Below are 18,508 nucleotides of genomic sequence, written 5' to 3'. Positions count from 1 at the left end.
GCGACCCCATTCCTCAAAGGTCGCGCTAAACACGGTTTCACATCTGGTAGCTAAGTAATATTATTACTAATAATCGCATCCTGCCAAAGGGGGCCGGGAGACGAACCGGCACCTCCCTGGCAGGGATCCGCACTAGTTCTTGGCGCAGAAACCCGGATCGTCGAGGTTGCAGACATCAAGGCCGGTAAACAGCGGATCGGCCACTTTCTCGCCCTTGATCAGCTTGATCATGACGTCAGGCGCCTTGTAGCCCATCTCGAAGGGGCGCTGGCCGACCTGCGAATGGCTGCGACCTTCGCGGAAGGCCTTGGTCTGCGGCGGCAGCGTATCGCCGGCGATGATGATCAACTCCTTGCTCTTGAGCTTGGGCATCACCTGGTCCGTGACCTGCGCATAGGCCTGCGGGGCAAACTGCGCCCAGCCGCCGACAAGGATGAAGGCGTCCAGTGTGGGATTTGCAGTGAACACATCCGACATCTGCTGGTTAGCAAGGTCTGCCTGGTCATTGGTGTAAACCGGGCACCCCCCGATTTCCTTCCAACCGCCCTGTCCGGTCAGGCGATCGATGTTCTTGGCGCCGCCGATGGTGTCGCGGAAGCCCTGGGCGCGGGCATTGATATTGGCGGCGGCCACGTTGCCGAGTTGCAGGCAGACCGACCCGCCCTTCGGCTTCAGCTTCATGGTCTGCTCGGCCATCTTCACGCCCATCAGGTAGTTGTCGGTGCCCAGATAGGTCTTGCGCAGAGCATGGTCCTTCTCGAGAAAGTCCGCATCGACAGTCATGACCGGAACGGACGGGGCGATGGCCTTGATGCGGGTCGCCATGGCCGGCGCGTTCGAGGGCGAAATGGCGATGGCCGCAACGCCTTTCGTCAGCAGGTCATCGACGATCTGGACCTCGCCGGCCTCGTCCGCCGATGAGGCCGGGCCGGTATAGAGGCATTCATATTCGCTACTCGCATTCTCCGACTTCCACTTCTTGCAGCCGAGATTGATCTGCTCGAAGAACGGATTGTCGAGACCCTTGACGACGATCGCCAAGGTCTTTTTGCCTTGCGCTGCCGCCGGCGCCGCAGCAAGCGCCGCAACTGCCATGGCCGCCATTGCCAATATATTGATTTTCATTTTCTTTCCTCCTCCTCTTACACCGATCGAGGCGTCATGCCTCAGCCGGGATACCAGACAATGCGCGGGTCGTTGTCCGCGCGCTCGTAGCGCCATGCGCGATCGATCATCTGCTCGAGATCGACCTGCGGTGCCCAGCCAAGCAACATTCTTGCTTTGGAATTATCGAGCCAGTTGCTGTGAAACGGGGTGTCGATCTCGATCGGCCGTAATCCATGCCGCGCCGCCAAGCGGGCGCCGAGATCGCCGTAATCCACTGGCTGGTCCATTGAAATGTTGAAGAGCTGGCCGTTGGTGCGCGGGTTGTCGATAGCAGCCAGGATCGCGCCGACCAGATCGTCGACATGGACGAAATTGCGCTTGAGGTAGCCGCCACCGGCATCGCGCATGACGGGCGCATAGCCGCCCTTGCGGCACTCTTCGAGCGCCTCTGCGTCGATCAGTTCCGCCCAGCTTGGACCGCCGAACTGGTCGTCGCCCAGGGCAAGCGCGAAGCGGAAGTCATCCTTTTCCATGATCCAGGGCGCCCGCAGGGTCGTCCAATTCACCCCATACTGGATGCCGAACTGCTCCAGCATCACCTCCTCCAGGGTCTTGGTCAGGGCATAGCAGCCCTTGTATGCACGGCGCGTCGAGGTTTCCGTGATCGGCTCATCGTAGCGCTGGAAGATATGGCCCACGGTGCAATCGCCGCTGAGAAGGATGAACTGCCGGGCGGTTTCGGATTTGCGGAACGCGTCGAGCAGCAGGAAAAGGCCCTTCAGCGCGACATCGAAGATCTGTTCCGGCGTCTCCTTGACGGCGGCCATGTGGATCACATGGCTTACGCCCTGCAAGGCCCCGGCGACCACGGCGGGATCCGACATGGAACCGGCGACGACGGACAGGCGGTCTGCAGGCATGACGGTCCTGTTGTTGCAAAGCGCCACCACCTCCCAACCCGCGAAACGGAGATCAGACAGGAACGCCGGCAGGAAAGCCTGCCCCACCTTCCCCGTGCCGCCTGTAACCAGCAGTTTCATGTCGCACTCCCCTGCAACATTTTTTGCATGAGGGATTTTGTTTACTAATAATATTAAGTCAAGTAATTAGTTATTAAATGCGCAAAACGGGAACGCCGGCGGGCAAAGAGCGGCCTGCCGGCGCGCCAGGAAACCATCGCGGGGAGGGAGAACCACGTGTCGCGACTTGTCTTTTCAGGAATTTCGAAAAACTTTGGGGCGATCCAGGCACTCAGCGACGTGTCGCTGTCCATCGAACCGGGAGAAGTGCTGGGACTGATGGGTGACAACGGCGCGGGCAAGTCCACGCTGGCCAAGATCATCGCCGGCAATTTCCGCCCGTCTACCGGCGAAATCAGCATCGATGGAATTTCCGTCGTCTTTCACAAGCCGATCGATGCGCAGCGCGAGGGGGTGGAGATGGTCTATCAGGACCTCGCGCTCGCCGACAATCTCTCGGCCGCCTCAAACGTCTTCTTGGGCAGGGAGCCGCTGCGCCGGTTCGGACCGATCCGATACATCGATTACAAGCGGATGAACACGGTCTCTGCCGACCTGTTCAAGCAGCTCAAGTCCGAAACCCGCCCGCGGCAGCTCGTGCGGCGCATGTCCGGGGGGCAGCGCCAGGCGGTCGCGATCGCCCGCACACTGCTGTCGGAACCGAAGATCGTGATGATGGACGAACCGACGGCGGCCATCTCGGTACGCCAGGTGGCCGAAGTGCTCGACCTGATCCGCCGCCTGCGCGACCGCGGCATCAGCGTGATCCTGATCAGCCATCGGATGCCGGACATCTTCAGCGTGTCCGACAATATCGCCGTCCTGCGCCGCGGGCGCTTGGTCTGCCGAAAACCGGTGGGCGCCTCGTCGCCCGAGGAAGTGACCGGACTGATCACCGGCGCCATCGACGCCGCCTAGGAGAAAAATAGCCATGACGACACTCGACGACATCATCAACAATTCCCGGCACGACAGCTGGTTTGCCCGACTGAAGAACCTGCAGGTCTTTTGGGTCTTCATAGCGGCCGTGCTGGCATGCCTGGCCCTGTCGCTGATGACCGATGCGTTCACCAGCGACCGCAATCTCTTCAATGTCGCCCGAAATTTCGCCTTCGTGGCGGTCATTGCCATCGGCATGACGGCCGTGATCGCATCGGGCGGCATCGACCTGTCCGTCGGCTCGAGCGTGGTGCTGAGCGCCATGGTGATAAGTGTGGCCATGGCCAGCGGCATGGGCTTCTGGCTGTCTGCCGGTCTTGCGTTGGGTGCCGCCCTGCTGATCGGCCTGTTCAACGGGATCCTGATTGCCTATGCCGGTATGCCGGCCTTTGTCGTGACGCTCGGGAGCCTGTCGGCCGCCCGGTCCCTGGCGATGGTGCTTTCGGACAACAAGATGATCTGGGAGTTCGGTCCCGATCACGACCTGCTGCTGTGGATCGGCGGCGGCTCGACACTCGGGCTTCCCCATCCACTATATGTGCTGTGCGTGCTGGCCGTGGTCATGTCGCTGGTGTTTCGCTGGACGAGGTGGGGCCAGCATCTTTTCGCGATCGGCGGCAACGAGAACGCGGCTGTGCTGGCCGGCATTCCGGTGCGGCGGCTGAAAGTCAGCATTTACATGTTTTCGGCCATGACCGCCGGGCTCGCCGGCATCCTGATGGCCGGCTGGCTGGGAAGCGTCACGACCAATCTCGGACAGGGAATGGAACTGACCGTGATTGCCGCCGCCGTGATCGGCGGCGCCAACCTGGCGGGCGGGGAGGGCAATGCGCTTGGCGCGGTGGTTGGCGCATTGTTGATAGAGGTGATTCGCAACTCCCTGATCCTGTTGGGCATCTCGACTTTCTGGCAAGGAATGTTCATAGGTACGTTCATAATCGTTGCTGTGGCATTCGACCGATTCCGGAATATGCGGAGATAGGTGGAAAACTTTGCGGTGTTGTGGCGAGCGACATGGAGAACGCCTTGAAACCAACCATGATGGATGTCGCGGCGCGAGCAAGTGTGTCACAGGCAACCGTTTCCCTGATCCTCAACGGCAGCGCCGGCGCCCGCTTCAGCGAAGCCACGCGCAAGAAGGTGATGGATGCGGTTCAGGAGCTTGGATACAGGCTCCCCAACAGGTCGCCGTCGGGCGACCTGTCCGACAGCAGGGTCATCTGCTTCATCACGGACGAGCTGACAACCGACCCCTGGATGGCGCTCGCTTTCGAGGGCGCGCGGGAAAAGGCGCTCGAATTCGGCATTATCGTGACGCTCGGCATTTTTCGCGCCGGCGAGGACCCCGAGGAGGACGTCTTTTCGCTGTGCCAGCAACAGCCCTTGCTGGGCTATATCTTCGGCACCATCCTGACCCGCAAGATCGATCCGCCGGCGGCCCTGTTCACCGTGCCTTCCGTGCTGGTCAATTGCTACGACCAGGACAGGCGACTGCCCTCCATCGTGCCGGGAGACGTCGCCGGTGGCCGCGCCGCCACGGAGCGGCTGATCCGTGCCGGCCGCAGCCGGGTCGCCTTGATCAACGGCCAGGAGGGTCTCGACAATCCGCGTGACCGGTTGCGCGGCTACAAGCAGGCGCTGGCCAGCAACGACTTCACCTTCGACCCGCAACTGGTGCGCTACGGAAATTGGGAGCCGTCTTCAGGCTATAGCGAAACCCATCTCCTGATGGATCTGCCCAATCCCCCCGACGCCATCTTCTGCGCCAACGATCTGATGGCGCTGGGGTGCGTCGAGGCGCTCAAGGAGCGGGGAAAGTCTGTCCCGAAGGACGTCTCCGTGATCGGGTTCGACAATCGCGACATCGCCCAGTTCATCCGTCCGCCGCTGACGACCCTGCACCTGCCGCTGTTCGAGATGGGCGCCATGGCCGTGGAAATGATCCACGACATCGCCGGCGGCCTGAAAAGCAGCCATGACCAGCTGAAGGTCGAATGCGCCCTCGTCGAGCGTGAATCCGTCTAATCGACCGCGGGATACAGCACGGTTTAGAGAATGCTTTTATTGCCGGACGCTTGCGAGAAACTGCTGAAACCTAGGTGATTTCGGAGACTGAAAAAGCTCCGCGGGAGAGCCTTCCTCTTCCACGGCTCCCTTGTGAAGAAAAACAACTTTATTCGAGACGTCGCGGGCGAACGCCATTTCATGGGTGACGACCAGCATCGTTCGTCCCTCCTCGGCCAGCGATCGCATGACCTTGAGGACCTCTCCGACCAGCTCCGGATCAAGCGCCGACGTCGGCTCGTCAAACAGCATAACCTTCGGGCGCTGGGCGAGTGCGCGGGCAATTGCAGCACGCTGCTGTTGCCCGCCGGATAGATGCGAGGGATAAAAATGCCGTTTGTCGGCTATGCCGACCCGGGCAAGCAGGGCCTCAGCCTCTTCGATACATTCGGCACGATTGCGCCTTTGCACGTGGACCGGAGCTTCGATCACATTTTCCAGGATCGTCATGTGAGACCAGAGATTGAAGTTCTGGAATACCATGCCGACATGCTGGCGGATGCGATCGACCTGGCGGCGATCGGCAGGTTCTGCTTTGTGCCGCCCTTTTTTCATGAGATATGCTTCCCCGGCGATCGAAATTTCGCCGCTATCGGGCACCTCCAGCATATTGATGCAGCGGAGCATCGTCGACTTGCCCGATCCTGACGACCCCAGAATGGAAATGACATCGCCCTCGCGCGCCTCCAGGGAAACGCCCTTCAGCACTTCCAGCGGGCCGAAACATTTGTGCAGGTTTTTCACCGAAACCGTCGGCGTCTTCGTGTTCTCGGTAGCCAAATTCATCCCTCTGCTCAGCATGCAGTTTCCCTAGGTCTCGGAGGCAGTGGCGGAAGGCGCAAATGCGGCGAAAGCCAGCGCTCCAGGCCGACGAGAATGCGCGTCAGCACGAAATTGATCAACAGATAGATGGCGCTCGCGACAATGAACACTTCGAACGCCCGGAAACTGTCGGCGATCAGCTTTCCCGCCAGGCCGGTGATTTCCATGATCGTGATAACCGATGCGAGAGCCGTCGCCTTTACCATCAGGACGATCTCGTTGCCGTAGGCCGGCAGCGCCTGGCGCAATGCGATCGGGAAAATGATCCGTCGAAACAGGAGAGCGCCGGACATGCCGCACGCGCGGGCGGCTTCCACCTGCTGCGCTGACACCGATTGAAGCGCACCGCGGAAAATTTCGCCCGAATAGGCGGCCGTGTTGAGGGTCAAGGCGATGACGGCGCACCAGTAGGGTTCGCGAAATATCGTCCATATACCGAGCGCCTGCAGGGACGGCCGGAATTGCCCCAGGCCGTAGTAGATGAGAAACATCTGAACGAGCAGCGGAGAGCCGCGAAACACGAACACGTAGGCGCTGGCGATTGCGCGCCCGGCCGTTCCACCCAAAACGGACGTCAACGCAATCGAAACGGCAAGAAGCGTCCCGGCGGTGATGGATATGGCGGCCATGCTCAAGGTCAGGGGGAGACCGCCCATCAGGGTCTGGAACGTCTGCGCGAGGAAGTCGAAATCCATCACAATGCCCTCCGAATTCCGCGCAAGCTTCGCATCTCCAGCCGACGAAAAAGAATGGAGGAGATCCAGGTGATGACGAGATAGAGAACGATGGCGGTGAGGTAGAACTCGAAGGGCTTGCGGGTGGAGCCGGCAGCGATCTGCGACTGACGCAGGATTTCAACGAGGCCGGTGACGGATATCAGCGCAGATTCTTTCAGCACCAGCTGCCACGTGTTGCCAAGACCTGGCACGGCGTAGCGAAGGACGAGAGGGGCAATGATCCTGCGGAACTTCAGCCATGGTCGCATGCCTATCGCGGTGGCGGCTTCGAGTTCTCCACGCGACACGGACTGATAGGCGCCACGCAAGACCTCGGCCTGATAGGCAGCGGAGACGACGCCGAGCGCGATCGTTCCGGTCAAAAACGCGGGCATGCCGATATAACCGTCATACCCGACCATTCCCCCCAGATGACCGAGGATGGCGCTGCCGCCGAAATAAAAGAGATAGATGACGAGAAGATCCGGCACGCCGCGCAAAACGGTCGTGTAACAGTCGCCCGCCCAGCGCACCGCGAGATATCGGGACAGCTTCATGGCAGCAACAAGCGAGCCGATCATGGTGCCTGCCAGAAAACCGCAGACCGAAACGGCGACCGTCATAAGCAATGCGGTCAGCAACAGGCTGCCCCAGCCGCCCTGACCAAAACTCACAAGTACCAAGTACTTCTCGATGGCTTCCATAGACTTTCCCGTGCGGCGTCTCAGCCCGAACCGACAGCGCGTCGGTGATGCCAAATACGTTCGAGTTTCGACATGTTCTTCAGTGAGCTCTGCACATGAGCGCTCGCCGCCTTGGCGGCTTCTTCGGGATCGCGAGCCAATATTGCGTCGGCGATCGCCTTGTGCTCGTCAAAGTCCGTGTGCTCCAGATCGACCCAAAGGACCTCCAGCCAAAGGGCAAGGCGCAGCTGCTGGTAGATCTGATCCGTTGCACGTACCAACGCATCGTTCTTTGTTGCCTCGGCGATGACCCGGTGGATATAAAGCCCGAGCTGCAGGTTTTGCGCAGCGTCCGATGGCGTTCGGTTGTCGGAAACCTTCAGGACCGCCATCTGTTCGATGACGTCACGAAGGCGCGCGAGATCCTCGTCCGTCGCCTTCTCGCATGCGAGCTTCGCGGCGCAGACGTCGAGCGCCTCGCGTACGACGAGGAGATTGCAGAAACCCGTAATATCAAGATCGGTGACCGTGTAACCGAGGTTTCGCTGCCCGACGACCAGCCCCTCTTCCTCGAGCTTCATCAACGCCTCCCGCAGAGGCGTGCGGCTCACGCCGAAACGTTTTGCAAGATTGTTTTCCGATAGGCGCTCCGATGGCCGAAGTTGGCCGTTCAGGATCAAATCCTTCAATTGGCTGTAGGTCGCTTCGCGCAACGAAACCTTTGGCTCTTTGTTTGTCGCAGACACCGAATCCCTCTCAATGCTTCCATCGCTCTCACACAAATAGCGTCAAACTTGATTTGTCATGCTCATCGTTTGGCCACTTGCATCTTTTTATGGAATACGATTATGTATACAATATTGCGCACATCAATCAATCGCTTTTGCGAGATTGTTTTTCATTGCGTGATCTGAGCGTGGTCAGGAGGTCGGATGATAGAAATTCTCGAGCTTGACGAATTGCGGGCCCGATACTCGGCGGCATCCGGTGGCGACATCTTCGATCCGGATTTCAGCAAGGTGGCGAAGCTTGTTTTCGGGGATGGCGACAGCCGTCAGGCGCCCTATTGCGGAGTGCCGTCGCTGTTGAAGGCGCCTTATCGACCTGACGCCGCGCCCGCTTTTGCCGGGATCGACGTTGCACTCCTTGGTATTCCCATGGATCTCGGCGTGACCAACCGGAGCGGAGCCCGGTTTGGGCCGCGTGCTGTGCGCAATGTCGATCGGGTAGGGCCCTATGAACATGTCCTTCGCGCAGTTCCGACAGCGCAAGTGCGGGTCGCCGATGTCGGCGACGTGCCATTCCGAAGCCGGTTCGATCTGGCTTCGTCGCATGACGATATCGAGAGTTTCGTAGCAGCCATCGTTGCGGCCGGTGTCGTGCCGCTGTCGGTTGGCGGCGATCATTCAATCGGGTTGCCCATCCTTCGCGCGGTCGGAAAGGAACGCCCTGTCGGCATGATCCATATCGACGCGCATTGCGATACAGGCGGATCATTCGAAGGCTGCAAGTTCCACCATGGCGGGCCTTTCCGGCAGGCGGTGCTGGACGGCGTTCTTGATCCGAAACGCACTATCCAAATCGGCATCCGGGGTAACTCCGAGTATCTCTGGGAATTCTCGTTTGCGTCAGGAATGACGGTGATCCATGCGGAAGAGGTAGACGAGTTTGGCCTGCAAGCAGTGATCCGCAAAGCGCGTGAGGTCGTGGGGGATGGACCAGTCTATGTCAGCTTTGACGTCGATTCGCTGGATCCGGCTTTCGCGCCAGGGACCGGCACACCGGAGGTCGGGGGTCTCTCCTCCGCGCAGGCGCTTGGCCTCCTGCGTGGTCTGAAAGGTCTTGATATCGTCGGCGGCGACGTTGTCGAGATTGCCCCGCAATACGATCCGACAACGAATACCGCACAGGTCGCAGCGCAGGTTCTCTTCGAGCTCCTGTGCCTGTCGGCAGAGGCGTTCACGGCTCGCGCGTCAGGAAAGGAAAATATCTGACGGGCAGATTTGGTTGCAACCGCTCCGTTCAAAACGGGGCACAAGAAAAGGGGAATGAACAATGAAAAAGACCATGATAGCAATCATCGCCACCATGCTGGCGGCTGGCACTGCCCACGCACAATCGAAGCCAACGGAAATCAAGATCGCCACGGAAGGTGCCTACGAGCCGTGGAATTTCACGGGACCAGACGGCAAGCTCCAGGGGTTTGAAATCGATCTCGCAAACGATCTCTGCGGCCGCATGAAAGTCAAATGCACGATCGTAGCGCAGGATTGGGATGGCCTGATCCCCTCGCTGAACGCCAAGAAATTCGATGCAATCATGGCGTCGATGATCGTCACCCCGAAACGCCTGGAGGTGATTTCCTTCAGCAAGCCTTATGCTTCAACGGCTGCGGCTTTCATGGTGCAGAAGGATGGACCGTTGGCAAACCTGCCGGGCACCGGCACGGTCGTGGACCTGAATGGTGACAGCGCAACGCTTGATGCCGCATTGAAGCCGCTTGAAGGCGCCCTCAAAGGCAGCAATGTCGGCGCCCAGGTATCGACCGCAAATGTCGCCTTTCTCGATAAGTATTTCAAAGGTGCCCTGAAAACACGCGAATACAAGACGACTGAGCAGCACGATCTCGATCTGCAGGCCGGTCGCATCGATGCCGTCGTCGCCCAGAAGACGGCTCTGACGGCGACGCTCTCGAAAGCCGATTTCAAGGACTACAAGATTGCCGGCCCGACATTCACCGGCGGCGTCTTCGGCCAGGGCATCGGCGCAGGATTGCGCAAGGACGATACTGCCCTGAAGGCGATGTTCGATGCCGCGATCGAGGCAGCCAAGGCCGACGGAACGATCGACAAGCTCGCCAAGAAATGGATCAAGACCAGCGTCGATTGATGCTTGGATCCGGAAAGCGAATGGACCCGGCAGGCGCGGAGCGCGCTTGCCGGGTCCCAACAAAACAGGCGCATCTGCGCTCGATAAATCAGGAGACACCAAGTGACGGTTTTGCCAAACTCCCTGGAAGCGCGCGATGTGGCCTTTGTATTGCACCCCTATACGAACGCATCGCAGCATCTGAAAGACGGGCCGCTGTTGATCGCGAAAGGCGACGGTGTCCACGTCATCGATAGTGATGGCAACCGCTACATCGAGGCCTTGGGCGGGCTCTTTTGTGCGTCGCTCGGATTCAGCGAGACGCGCCTCGTGGAAGCGGCATACCGGCAGATGCAGGAATTGCCTTTTTACCACAGCTTTGGCGGCAAGTCGCACGAGACGGCAATCGAATTGGCCGAGCGGCTGATCAAACTCGCGCCGGTGCCGATGTCGAAGGTGTTTTTTGCCAATTCGGGGTCGGAAGCAAACGACACGGCGATGAAGCTGGTTTGGTACTACCACAACGCCATCGGCAGGCCCGAGAAGAAGAAGATCATCTCGCGGATGAGAGCCTATCACGGTGTGACGATCGCCTCGGCAAGCCTGACGGGACTTGCGAACAATCATCGAGACTTCGACCTGCCGATCGACAGGGTCCTCCATACCGATTGCCCGGAATTTTATCGTTATGGGCTTGAAGGCGAGAGCGAGGAAGAGTTTGCAACACGATGCGCAGAATCGCTTGAGCGTCTCATCCTCCAGGAAGGCCCGGAGACGATCGGGGCGTTTTTTGCCGAGCCGCTGATGGCGTCGGGCGGATGCATCGTCCCGCCGGCGACCTACTATGAAAAAGTTCAGGCAATCCTGCGCCGCTACGATATTTTGCTGATCGCCGACGAAGTCATCTGCGGTTTTGGCCGCCTGGGAACGATGTTCGGATCGGAAAGCTTCGGCATGCAGCCGGACATGATCACCATGGCAAAACAGCTTTCAGCCGCTTACCAGCCGATTTCGGCAATCATGATCAACGACAAGGTTCATCAGGCGATCGTCGCGGAAAGCGAAAAGATCGGCACCTTTGGTCACGGCTTCACCTATAGCGGCCATCCCGTGGCCACTGCCGTCGCGCTGGAAACGCTGAAGATATACGAGGAGCGCGACATCCTTGGGCATGTTCAGTCCGTTGCGCCGCTATTTCAGGAGCGTCTGCATGCCCTCGGCGAACATCCACTTGTCGGCAACGCACGTGGCCGCGGCATGATCGGGACGCTTGAACTTGTCCGCAACAAAGCAACTCGGGAAGCGTTCAAGCCGACCGATGGCGTCGCGATTCAGGCCGGAAAACGCGCCCAGGCGCATGGCGTAATCACGCGTGCCCTTGGCGACAACTTTTCTTTTTGCCCGCCGCTGATCATGACGGAGGCCGAAATCAACGAGATGTTCGATCGGTCTCAAGTTGCCATCGACGAGACATACGGCTGGGCGAAAACGCACGGCCTGATTTGAGGGGGTCCATCATGCGGAATTTTGAAAAACCGGGACGATCGGTCGCCATCGGCCGCAATGGAATGGCAGCGACCTCACATCCGATGGCGACGCTTGCCGCGCTTGAAATCCTAAAGGCGGGAGGCGCCGCTATCGATGCGGCCGTCGGGGCTTGCGCTGTCCAATGCGTCGTCGAAGCGGGTTCAACCGGCGTCGGCGGCGATTGCTTCGCTCTCCTGAGCACCAATGGCGGGGCTGACGTGGTCGCCTTCAACGGATCGGGACGAACGCCCGCGGCTGCGGATCTGTCCTGGTACCAGCGTCAGGGAATCCGGACGATCGAACGATTTTCGCCGCATGCCGTGACTGTGCCCGGCGCCGTCGACGCCTGGACTCGGCTCGTTGTAGATCACGGTCGAATGCCGATGGAAGTCGTGCTGTCGCAGGCAATATCGCTCGCACGCGAGGGTTATGGAATAACGCCGCGCGTCGCCGCCGACATCTCGCACCAGGAGGAGTTGCTGAAGCGCGATCCATCTTGTCGGCGCCTATTCCTCGTTGACGGCAAGGCCCCTCGCGTCGGCGCGGTTCAATATCAGCCAGAGCTGGCTGGCACGCTTGAAGCCATAGGGCGCGAGGGCCGCGATGCCTTCTATCGTGGCGGCATCGCCGAAGAGATGGTTTCTCATCTTGCCGCGCATGGCGGCCTTCATACGACCGAGGACTTCGCCACCGCGGGCGGCGAGTATGTGAAGCCGATCAGCGCCAGCTATCGGGGCTGGGACGTCCATGAATGTCCACCCAATGGTCAAGGCATAATCGCGCTCCTGATCCTGAAGGTACTGGAGCGCTTCGCACCAGCCGGAAATCCGCTCGATCCTGAAAACCTCATCGTAGAGGTCGAAGCGACGAGACTGGCTTATGCGGCGCGCGACAGATGGCTCGCAGATGCTTCCACATCCGAAACTCCTGTCGACTTTCTCCTGTCCGATGAGCTTGCCGATGAACTTGCCGCAAAGATTGACCGCAAGGCCCCAGTGGATGCCAAGACCATCCTCGGCGGCGTCGAACACTCCGACACGGTTTACATTTCAGTCGTCGACAAAAATCGCAATGCCGCGAGTTTCATCAATTCGATATTCCACCCCTACGGAAGCGGCTTGATGGCGCCGAAATCGGGCGTGCTTTTTCATAACAGAGGCCAAAGTTTCGTACTGGAAGAAGGGCATCCCAACGCCATAGGCCCCCGCAAGCGACCGATGCACACGATCATCCCGGGCATGGTGACGAAGGGCGGGCGAACGATGATGTCCTTTGGTGTCATGGGCGGCCATTACCAGGCGATGGGGCATGCCCAGTTCCTCTCCAAGCTGATCGATTATGGCCTCGACATTCAGAGCGCCATCGACCTCCCGCGCCTCTTCCCGCTACCGGGAACGGCAACGGTCGAGATGGAAGAAAGCCTTCGCCAGTCTGCCGGCGACTATTTTACGGCCAGGGGCTTCAAAGTGCAGCCGCCGAACTGGGCCATTGGCGGTGCCCAGGCCATATGGATCGATTGGGAACAGGGAACGCTTCACGGCGCGTCGGATCATCGCAAGGACGGTTGCGCCTTGGGATACTAATCGCGGTAGGACGCCAGCCGTTATCATCGATTGGCGGAGCACCGATCTCGATATCGATGGCGGCTGGGGGAATGGCTCAAGGGAGTCCCAACCTTAGCCCCCGGCCTCCGGCGATGTCACAGGTTCGGCTATTGCAATCAACAATCGGCAGAAAACTCCCCGAAGCCTATCCGAAGGCGAGAGCGGAGCATCGCGTTTCAAATCAGCGCGACACAGCGTTTCGTCTCCACGACCGATCGCCGACCTCTTTCACATTCCCGCCACGAGATTCTATCCCGCCACCATCGTGAACTGGGAGGCATAGCCTCGGATGCTTGGCGGCAAAGCGCACGCCTTCACGCCACCTGAACCGCAGCCGTACCCCGAAGGTGCTGTCCGAGGCGAGGTATTTGATGACTGCGTAGGCAGCATTTTGAGGCATATGCCGAATTCATGATCAGCTAATGATATGAAAATACGGGCAACTTCGAAAAATACGCTATAAAAATATCAATTGACATATTACAGAAGATACTGGAGGCTCGCCGTGATTATCGAATAGGGCTGTGATGAAAATTCTTGTTCTCAATCCGAACAGTTCGGCGAAGGTGACCGAGGCAATCGCGGCAAGCATCGCGCCGTTGCAGGCGGTGACGGGGCACACGATCGTATGCGATCGCCTTCCCGATGCGCCGATCGGCATCGAGACCGACGAGGATGTGGCGCTTGTCGCGCCTATGGTCGTCGACGCGATCGCTGCAAGCGATGCGGATGCCTTCGTCGTAGCCTGCTTTTCCGATCCGGGTGTTGCTGCATCGCGAGCGGCGACGAGCCGACCGGTGGTCGGCATCGCGGAGGCTGCATATTATGCTGCCCTGCAGCTCGCACCGCGCTTCGGCGTCGTCTCGCTTGGAGCTTCTTCGGTTGCTCGCCATGCGGCCCATATCGAACGGCTGGGCCTGACTGCGCGTCTCGCAGCGGACAGGGCTGTCAACATGTCCGTGGCGGAAGCGAACGACCTGAACCTGGCCGGCGCGTCGGTCGCGCGCACCGCGAAGCTGATGGCGGAAACGGAGGGTGCCGGTGTCGTGATCCTCGGCTGTGCCGGCATGGGCGGTCATCGTCCCGTGCTGCAGCAGGAGTTGGGCGTGCCGGTCGTCGATCCCGTTCAGGCGGCCGTTGCGGCCGCGATCAACGCGCTCGATCTCCAATATTTCGCTAGGGGATGATCCGGTGGAGCTTGTCGTCAAGGGTCGCGTTGTGGTGCCGGATGGCATCCTGGAAAACGGCTGGGTCGCGATCTCCGGCGGTCGCATAGCCGCTGTCGGAACGGGCGAGGCGCCTGCAGCCGCGCGCATCGACGACCGTGGGAATGCGCTTATCCTCCCCGGTGTGGTGGATGGCCAAACCCATGCGACAAGCTACAAGGGCCTCCCCGGCATCGCCGACACGACGCGCTCGGCGATCGCAGGAGGGGTCACCACGCTGGTCGACATGCCGTATGACAATCCGGAACCGCTTGATCGGCCGGAGCGTCTGGATGCCAAGGTCGCAGCGATCGCAGCTTATTCTCATGCCGACATGGCGCTTTATGGAACGGCGACCCGTGAGACGGGCACGGCCAACTTGGTGGCGCTGATCGAAGGCGGCGTTGTCGCCTTCAAAATCTCGTCGTTCGAGAGCAATCCCGTGCGCTTCCCGCGGATCGGCGAGGACCTAGCGCTCGACCTGATGGAGTCGCTGGCTTCGACGCGCATTCCGCTCGGGCTGCACAATGAGGATCAGGAGATCGTCATGGCTCGCATCGCGCAGGCGAAGGCGGCTGGCCGCAACGGGATCGTTGCGCATGCACAAGCACGGCCGGAGGCGGCCGAGCTGGCGGCGACCGGCCAGTTTCTGGCTCTCGGCCTTGCAAGTGGCGCGCATGTCCATCCGGTCCATCTGACGACGGAAGCGGGCTTTCGCCTGACCGGAGCGGTCGCCGGACTTGGTGCTGCGGCAACAGGCGAGCTTTGCGTTCACTATCTCTGGCTGGATGCCGCGCGCGACGGCGATCGGCTCGGAGCGCGGATGAAGGTGAACCCGCCCATCCGTTCGGCTGCTATCGATGGCCTGTGGCAGTCGATTTCCGACGACCTCGTGGCATTCGTTTCCTCCGATCATTCGAGCTGGCCGATCGACAACAAGCTGACCGGCTCGATCTTCGATGCAGGTGCAGGCGTTCCCGGCCTCGAGACGCTCTTCCCGGCGTTCTTCACGGCTGCCGAAGCGCGTGGCTTCGACGCTGCGCGCCTCAGTGCCGAATATCTGGCTGAGCGTCCCGCCCGCTTCTTCGGCATCGACGACCGCAAGGGCGCGATCGTCGTCGGCCGCGATGCCGACCTAGTCGCACTCGAACAGGGTTCGTTCGTCTGGGACGAGACGGCCTCTCATGACGGCCTGAACTGGAGCCCCTTCCACGGCGAGACCTTCACGGTCCGCGTGGCGGCAAGCTGGCTGCGCGGGCAGCTCGTCTGGGACGGCAAGGACATTCTCAACAGCCCCGGCAGCGGACAATTCGTACCGCGCGCCACCGCGGGCTGGTATGCGACCGAAAAGGACTGACGATGGCACGTCTTGACGAAAAGGTGCGCGGCGTCTTCGTGATCTCGGCCACTCCGTTCCGGGATGACGGATCGCTCGATCTGGATAGCCTCGACCGCGTGACAGACTTCTACCTGGAGGCGGGTGCCGATGGTCTGACCGTTCTCGGCATGATGGGCGAAGCGCCCAAGCTGACGGGCGCCGAGTCCCGACAAGTCATCCAGCGCGTCATCGCACGGGCGCAGGGTAGGCCGATCGTGGTCGGCGTCTCGTCGCCCGGTCTCGCGGCGCTCGCCGAGGTCAGCCACGAGGCGATGGCACAGGGTGCTGCCGGTGTGATGATCGCGCCGCCGATGAGCCTGCGCACGGACGCGCAGATCCTGAACTACTACCGCCAGGCCTGTGGATTCCTGGGCAGGGACGTGCCGGTCGTGCTTCAGGACTTCCCGCTGGCGACGACGGTGCAGATCAGCGACGATCTGCTTGGGCGCTTGATCGACGACCTGCCGCAGATCGTCATGCTCAAGCATGAGGACTGGCCGGGCCTGTCGAAAATCTCGAAGCTTCGCGATGCGGAAAAGAAGGGTCGACGGCGCATTTCCGTGCTTTGCGGCAATGGCGGCGTCTTCCTGCCGGAAGAGGTCGCGCGCGGCGCCGATGGCGCCATGACCGGCTTCGGTTTCCCGGAAATGCTGGTGCAGGTTACTGATCTGGCGGGTCGCGGCGAGATGGATCGTGCTCAGGACCTTTTCGATGCCTACCTGCCGCTCGTCCGGTACGAACAGCAGCCCGGCGTCGGGCTTGCCGTTCGCAAATACGTGCTGGCCAAGCGTGGCGCGATTGCCTCGGCCGCGCAACGCCAGCCGGGCGCTCAACTGGATGCGCTGGCGCAGGCCGAAGTGGAGCGGCTGCTTCGCCGCCAGGAGAAACGCCTCGCGGAGCTGGGCTGATGGATTACGGATTTACCGGACGCAAGCCGCCGCTTTGGTGCGGTGCGCAATACGTGGAAATAAATCAGTAAGTAAAATCGAACCAACAAAAAGGGGAATGACATGATGAAAAAAACACTGTGCGTTGCTTTCCTTGCCATGATGACGACCTCCGCGCTGGCGGAGCCGACCCTCACCAAGGGAAAGATCTCGTTTGCCGCAGATTTCGCCGCGGCTCCGAACCAGTTCATCCGCACCGATGGCCAGAAGGACGGCCTCAATGTGGACATGTGCGGTGAGATCGGAAAACGCCTTGGGCAGGAAGTCGAATGGACCAACCTTGCGTTTCCCGGCCTGGTCCCCGGCCTCCAGGCAAAGCGCTTCGACAGCCTCTGCACCGCGATCTTCATCAACCCGGACCGCCTGAAGATCATGAACATGATCGCCTATGTTCAATGGGGTGAAGGCATGATGGTTCCGAAGGGCAATCCGGGCGGCATTTCGTGCGAAGGTAAGATCGGCGTGCCCGCGAGCTACAATGCCTGCTTTGACGGTTTGGCCGGCAAGGTCGTTTCGGTCGCAGCTGGCGGTACGACCAACAAGAACCTTCAGGCGCAGAGCGACCGCATGGTTGCCGCCGGAAAGAAGGCGATCGACATCCGCGCCTTCGATTCCAACTCGGAAGCCATCCAGGCGGCCGTGACCAAGCAGGTCGATGCGGCCTATCTGAACGACCCGCAGGCAGCCTATTACATCTCCACCAGCAAGGCGCCCTTCGACATGGCGTTCACCGGCAACGCGGCCAACCGCCTTGCGATCACGACGCTGAAGGACAATGCCGAGCTGGCGAACATGATCGTCAAGGCGCTCGAAGCGATGCGCGCGGACGGCACCTACAACAAGATCGTCCAGAAATGGGGCGTGGCTCCGGTCGATGCATTCGTCCTCAACCCGCAGTGATCTGATATAGGTTGACGATGCAGTTCTCGGTCGAGACATTCCTGCATTATCTGGCCCAGCCACGGTTTGCCACCGTGGCTGGCGTCACCCTGCTGGTCGCGATCGCGGCGCAGGCGATCGGAACCGTGATCGGGTTGATCCTGGCGCTGTGTGCCCTGTCGCGGCACAGGGTCTTGCGGATATTCTCAGGGACCTGGGTCTGGCTTTGGCGTGGCACGCCGCCGCTGGTCCAGCTTTTCCTTCTCTATTTCGGCTTGCCCCAGCTCGGCATCCGGCTCGGGGTGCTGGAGGCGGGGTTGATCGGTCTCGGTTGCTACTCGGGCGCTTACATGTCCGAGATCATACGCGGTGCATTGCAGAGCGTGCCCCCCGACCAGATGCAGGCCGCCCGGGCCATGGGCATGAGCTGGCTCGGAGCCATGCTGCACGTGATCCTGCCGCAATCGGTGCGGTTGATCCTGCCGCCGTTCGGCAACGAATTTTCCTCGATGATGCGCACCACATCGCTTCTTTCGGTCATTTCCTTCAGCGAGCTTCTGCGCGTCACGCGAACCGCCATCAACGAAACCTACGCTGTCGTCGAACTCTATGCGGTCGCCGCTTTCTGGTACCTGCTGATGTATTCCGCCTGGATCATCGTGCAGAGCCAGCTCGAACGTTACGCCGCAGCCGGCAACGTCAAACGAAACATGACCAACGTCACGACCCCGGTGGCGAAAGGTTGAGACA

Annotated in this window: 18 protein-coding genes; 12 read left to right on the top strand and 6 right to left on the bottom strand. The window is 60.5% G+C overall.

All coding sequences use genetic code 11. From position 1 onward, the window contains the following. Positions 1 to 132 precede the first annotated feature (132 nt). Together ACSQ3G_RS19235 and ACSQ3G_RS19230 are read right to left on the bottom strand one after the other, a co-directional pair. Positions 133 to 1,125 carry a substrate-binding domain-containing protein gene (locus ACSQ3G_RS19235; protein WP_046669331.1) on the bottom strand — a complete coding sequence of 331 codons (993 nt, stop codon included), beginning with the start codon at positions 1,123 to 1,125 and terminating at the stop codon, positions 133 to 135. A 41-nt stretch (positions 1,126 to 1,166) separates the two neighbouring features. Next, positions 1,167 to 2,147, bottom strand: coding sequence for an NAD-dependent epimerase/dehydratase family protein (locus ACSQ3G_RS19230; RefSeq protein ID WP_436111165.1), 981 nt, complete (start codon positions 2,145 to 2,147; stop codon positions 1,167 to 1,169). Positions 2,148 to 2,303: 156 nt separating this feature from the next. On the opposite strand from ACSQ3G_RS19230, the gene ACSQ3G_RS19225 reads away from it, so the two are divergent. Genes ACSQ3G_RS19225 through ACSQ3G_RS19215 form a run of 3 tightly spaced genes read left to right on the top strand, consistent with a single transcriptional unit; the run spans position 2,304 to position 5,090 of the window. After that, positions 2,304 to 3,044, top strand: a complete 741-nt coding sequence (locus tag ACSQ3G_RS19225; RefSeq protein ID WP_436111164.1) for an ATP-binding cassette domain-containing protein — start codon at positions 2,304 to 2,306, stop codon at positions 3,042 to 3,044. A 13-nt stretch (positions 3,045 to 3,057) separates the two neighbouring features. Continuing rightward, positions 3,058 to 4,047, top strand: a complete 990-nt coding sequence (locus ACSQ3G_RS19220) for an ABC transporter permease (protein ID WP_038547039.1) — start codon at positions 3,058 to 3,060, stop codon at positions 4,045 to 4,047. Between the two features lie 44 nt (positions 4,048 to 4,091). Beyond that, on the top strand, positions 4,092 to 5,090 hold the full coding sequence (locus ACSQ3G_RS19215) for a LacI family DNA-binding transcriptional regulator (RefSeq protein WP_436111163.1): 999 nt from the start codon (positions 4,092 to 4,094) through the stop codon (positions 5,088 to 5,090). 36 nt (positions 5,091 to 5,126) lie between these two features. Here the strand turns inward: ACSQ3G_RS19215 and ACSQ3G_RS19210 are convergent, their stop codons facing one another. From ACSQ3G_RS19210 to ACSQ3G_RS19195, 4 genes are read right to left on the bottom strand one after another with little or no spacing between them, the layout of a single operon-like run. Continuing rightward, entirely contained in the window at positions 5,127 to 5,930 is an 804-nt protein-coding gene (locus ACSQ3G_RS19210) for an ABC transporter ATP-binding protein (protein ID WP_436111162.1), read from the bottom strand. Beyond that, positions 5,924 to 6,646: an ABC transporter permease gene (locus tag ACSQ3G_RS19205; RefSeq protein WP_436111161.1), complete on the bottom strand. Its 723-nt coding sequence runs from the start codon at positions 6,644 to 6,646 to the stop codon at positions 5,924 to 5,926. Before ACSQ3G_RS19205 ends, ACSQ3G_RS19210 begins: the two co-directional genes overlap by 7 nt. Next, on the bottom strand, positions 6,646 to 7,371 hold the full coding sequence (locus ACSQ3G_RS19200) for an ABC transporter permease (RefSeq protein WP_436111160.1): 726 nt from the start codon (positions 7,369 to 7,371) through the stop codon (positions 6,646 to 6,648). The genes ACSQ3G_RS19205 and ACSQ3G_RS19200 overlap by 1 nt, the downstream gene beginning before the upstream one ends. A gap of 20 nt (positions 7,372 to 7,391) precedes the next feature. Then, on the bottom strand, positions 7,392 to 8,096 hold the full coding sequence (locus ACSQ3G_RS19195; protein WP_436111159.1) for a GntR family transcriptional regulator: 705 nt from the start codon (positions 8,094 to 8,096) through the stop codon (positions 7,392 to 7,394). Between the two features lie 186 nt (positions 8,097 to 8,282). On the opposite strand from ACSQ3G_RS19195, the gene speB reads away from it, so the two are divergent. The 9 genes from speB (at position 8,283) to ACSQ3G_RS19150 (ending at position 18,504) form a co-directional block, all read left to right on the top strand. Beyond that, a complete protein-coding gene (gene speB, locus ACSQ3G_RS19190; RefSeq protein ID WP_436111158.1) occupies positions 8,283 to 9,344 on the top strand; it encodes an agmatinase in 1,062 nt (353 codons plus the stop codon). 61 nt (positions 9,345 to 9,405) lie between these two features. Then, the gene (locus tag ACSQ3G_RS19185; RefSeq protein ID WP_436111157.1) at positions 9,406 to 10,239 is read left to right on the top strand and encodes a lysine/arginine/ornithine ABC transporter substrate-binding protein; all 834 of its coding nucleotides are present in this window, start codon (positions 9,406 to 9,408) and stop codon (positions 10,237 to 10,239) included. A 102-nt stretch (positions 10,240 to 10,341) separates the two neighbouring features. Continuing rightward, positions 10,342 to 11,724 (top strand): aspartate aminotransferase family protein, encoded by a 1,383-nt coding sequence (locus ACSQ3G_RS19180; RefSeq protein WP_436111156.1) that lies wholly within the window; start codon positions 10,342 to 10,344, stop codon positions 11,722 to 11,724. 11 nt (positions 11,725 to 11,735) lie between these two features. Further along, positions 11,736 to 13,328 (top strand): gamma-glutamyltransferase family protein, encoded by a 1,593-nt coding sequence (locus ACSQ3G_RS19175; RefSeq protein WP_436111155.1) that lies wholly within the window; start codon positions 11,736 to 11,738, stop codon positions 13,326 to 13,328. 548 nt (positions 13,329 to 13,876) lie between these two features. Then, on the top strand, positions 13,877 to 14,536 hold the full coding sequence (locus ACSQ3G_RS19170) for an aspartate/glutamate racemase family protein (protein WP_436111154.1): 660 nt from the start codon (positions 13,877 to 13,879) through the stop codon (positions 14,534 to 14,536). Positions 14,537 to 14,540: 4 nt separating this feature from the next. After that, positions 14,541 to 15,911: a dihydroorotase gene (locus tag ACSQ3G_RS19165; RefSeq protein WP_436111153.1), complete on the top strand. Its 1,371-nt coding sequence runs from the start codon at positions 14,541 to 14,543 to the stop codon at positions 15,909 to 15,911. A 2-nt stretch (positions 15,912 to 15,913) separates the two neighbouring features. Beyond that, positions 15,914 to 16,840, top strand: coding sequence for a dihydrodipicolinate synthase family protein (locus ACSQ3G_RS19160; protein WP_436111152.1), 927 nt, complete (start codon positions 15,914 to 15,916; stop codon positions 16,838 to 16,840). Positions 16,841 to 16,942: 102 nt separating this feature from the next. Continuing rightward, on the top strand, positions 16,943 to 17,779 hold the full coding sequence (locus tag ACSQ3G_RS19155; RefSeq protein WP_436111151.1) for an ABC transporter substrate-binding protein: 837 nt from the start codon (positions 16,943 to 16,945) through the stop codon (positions 17,777 to 17,779). Positions 17,780 to 17,796: 17 nt separating this feature from the next. Next, positions 17,797 to 18,504 carry an amino acid ABC transporter permease gene (locus ACSQ3G_RS19150; protein ID WP_436111744.1) on the top strand — a complete coding sequence of 236 codons (708 nt, stop codon included), beginning with the start codon at positions 17,797 to 17,799 and terminating at the stop codon, positions 18,502 to 18,504. The last annotated feature ends 4 nt before the right edge of the window (positions 18,505 to 18,508 follow it).

Source organism: Neorhizobium tomejilense (genome assembly GCF_964254135.1).
GTDB classification, from domain to species: domain Bacteria; phylum Pseudomonadota; class Alphaproteobacteria; order Rhizobiales; family Rhizobiaceae; genus Neorhizobium; species Neorhizobium tomejilense.
This window is presented reverse-complemented; position numbering and strand designations above follow the sequence as displayed.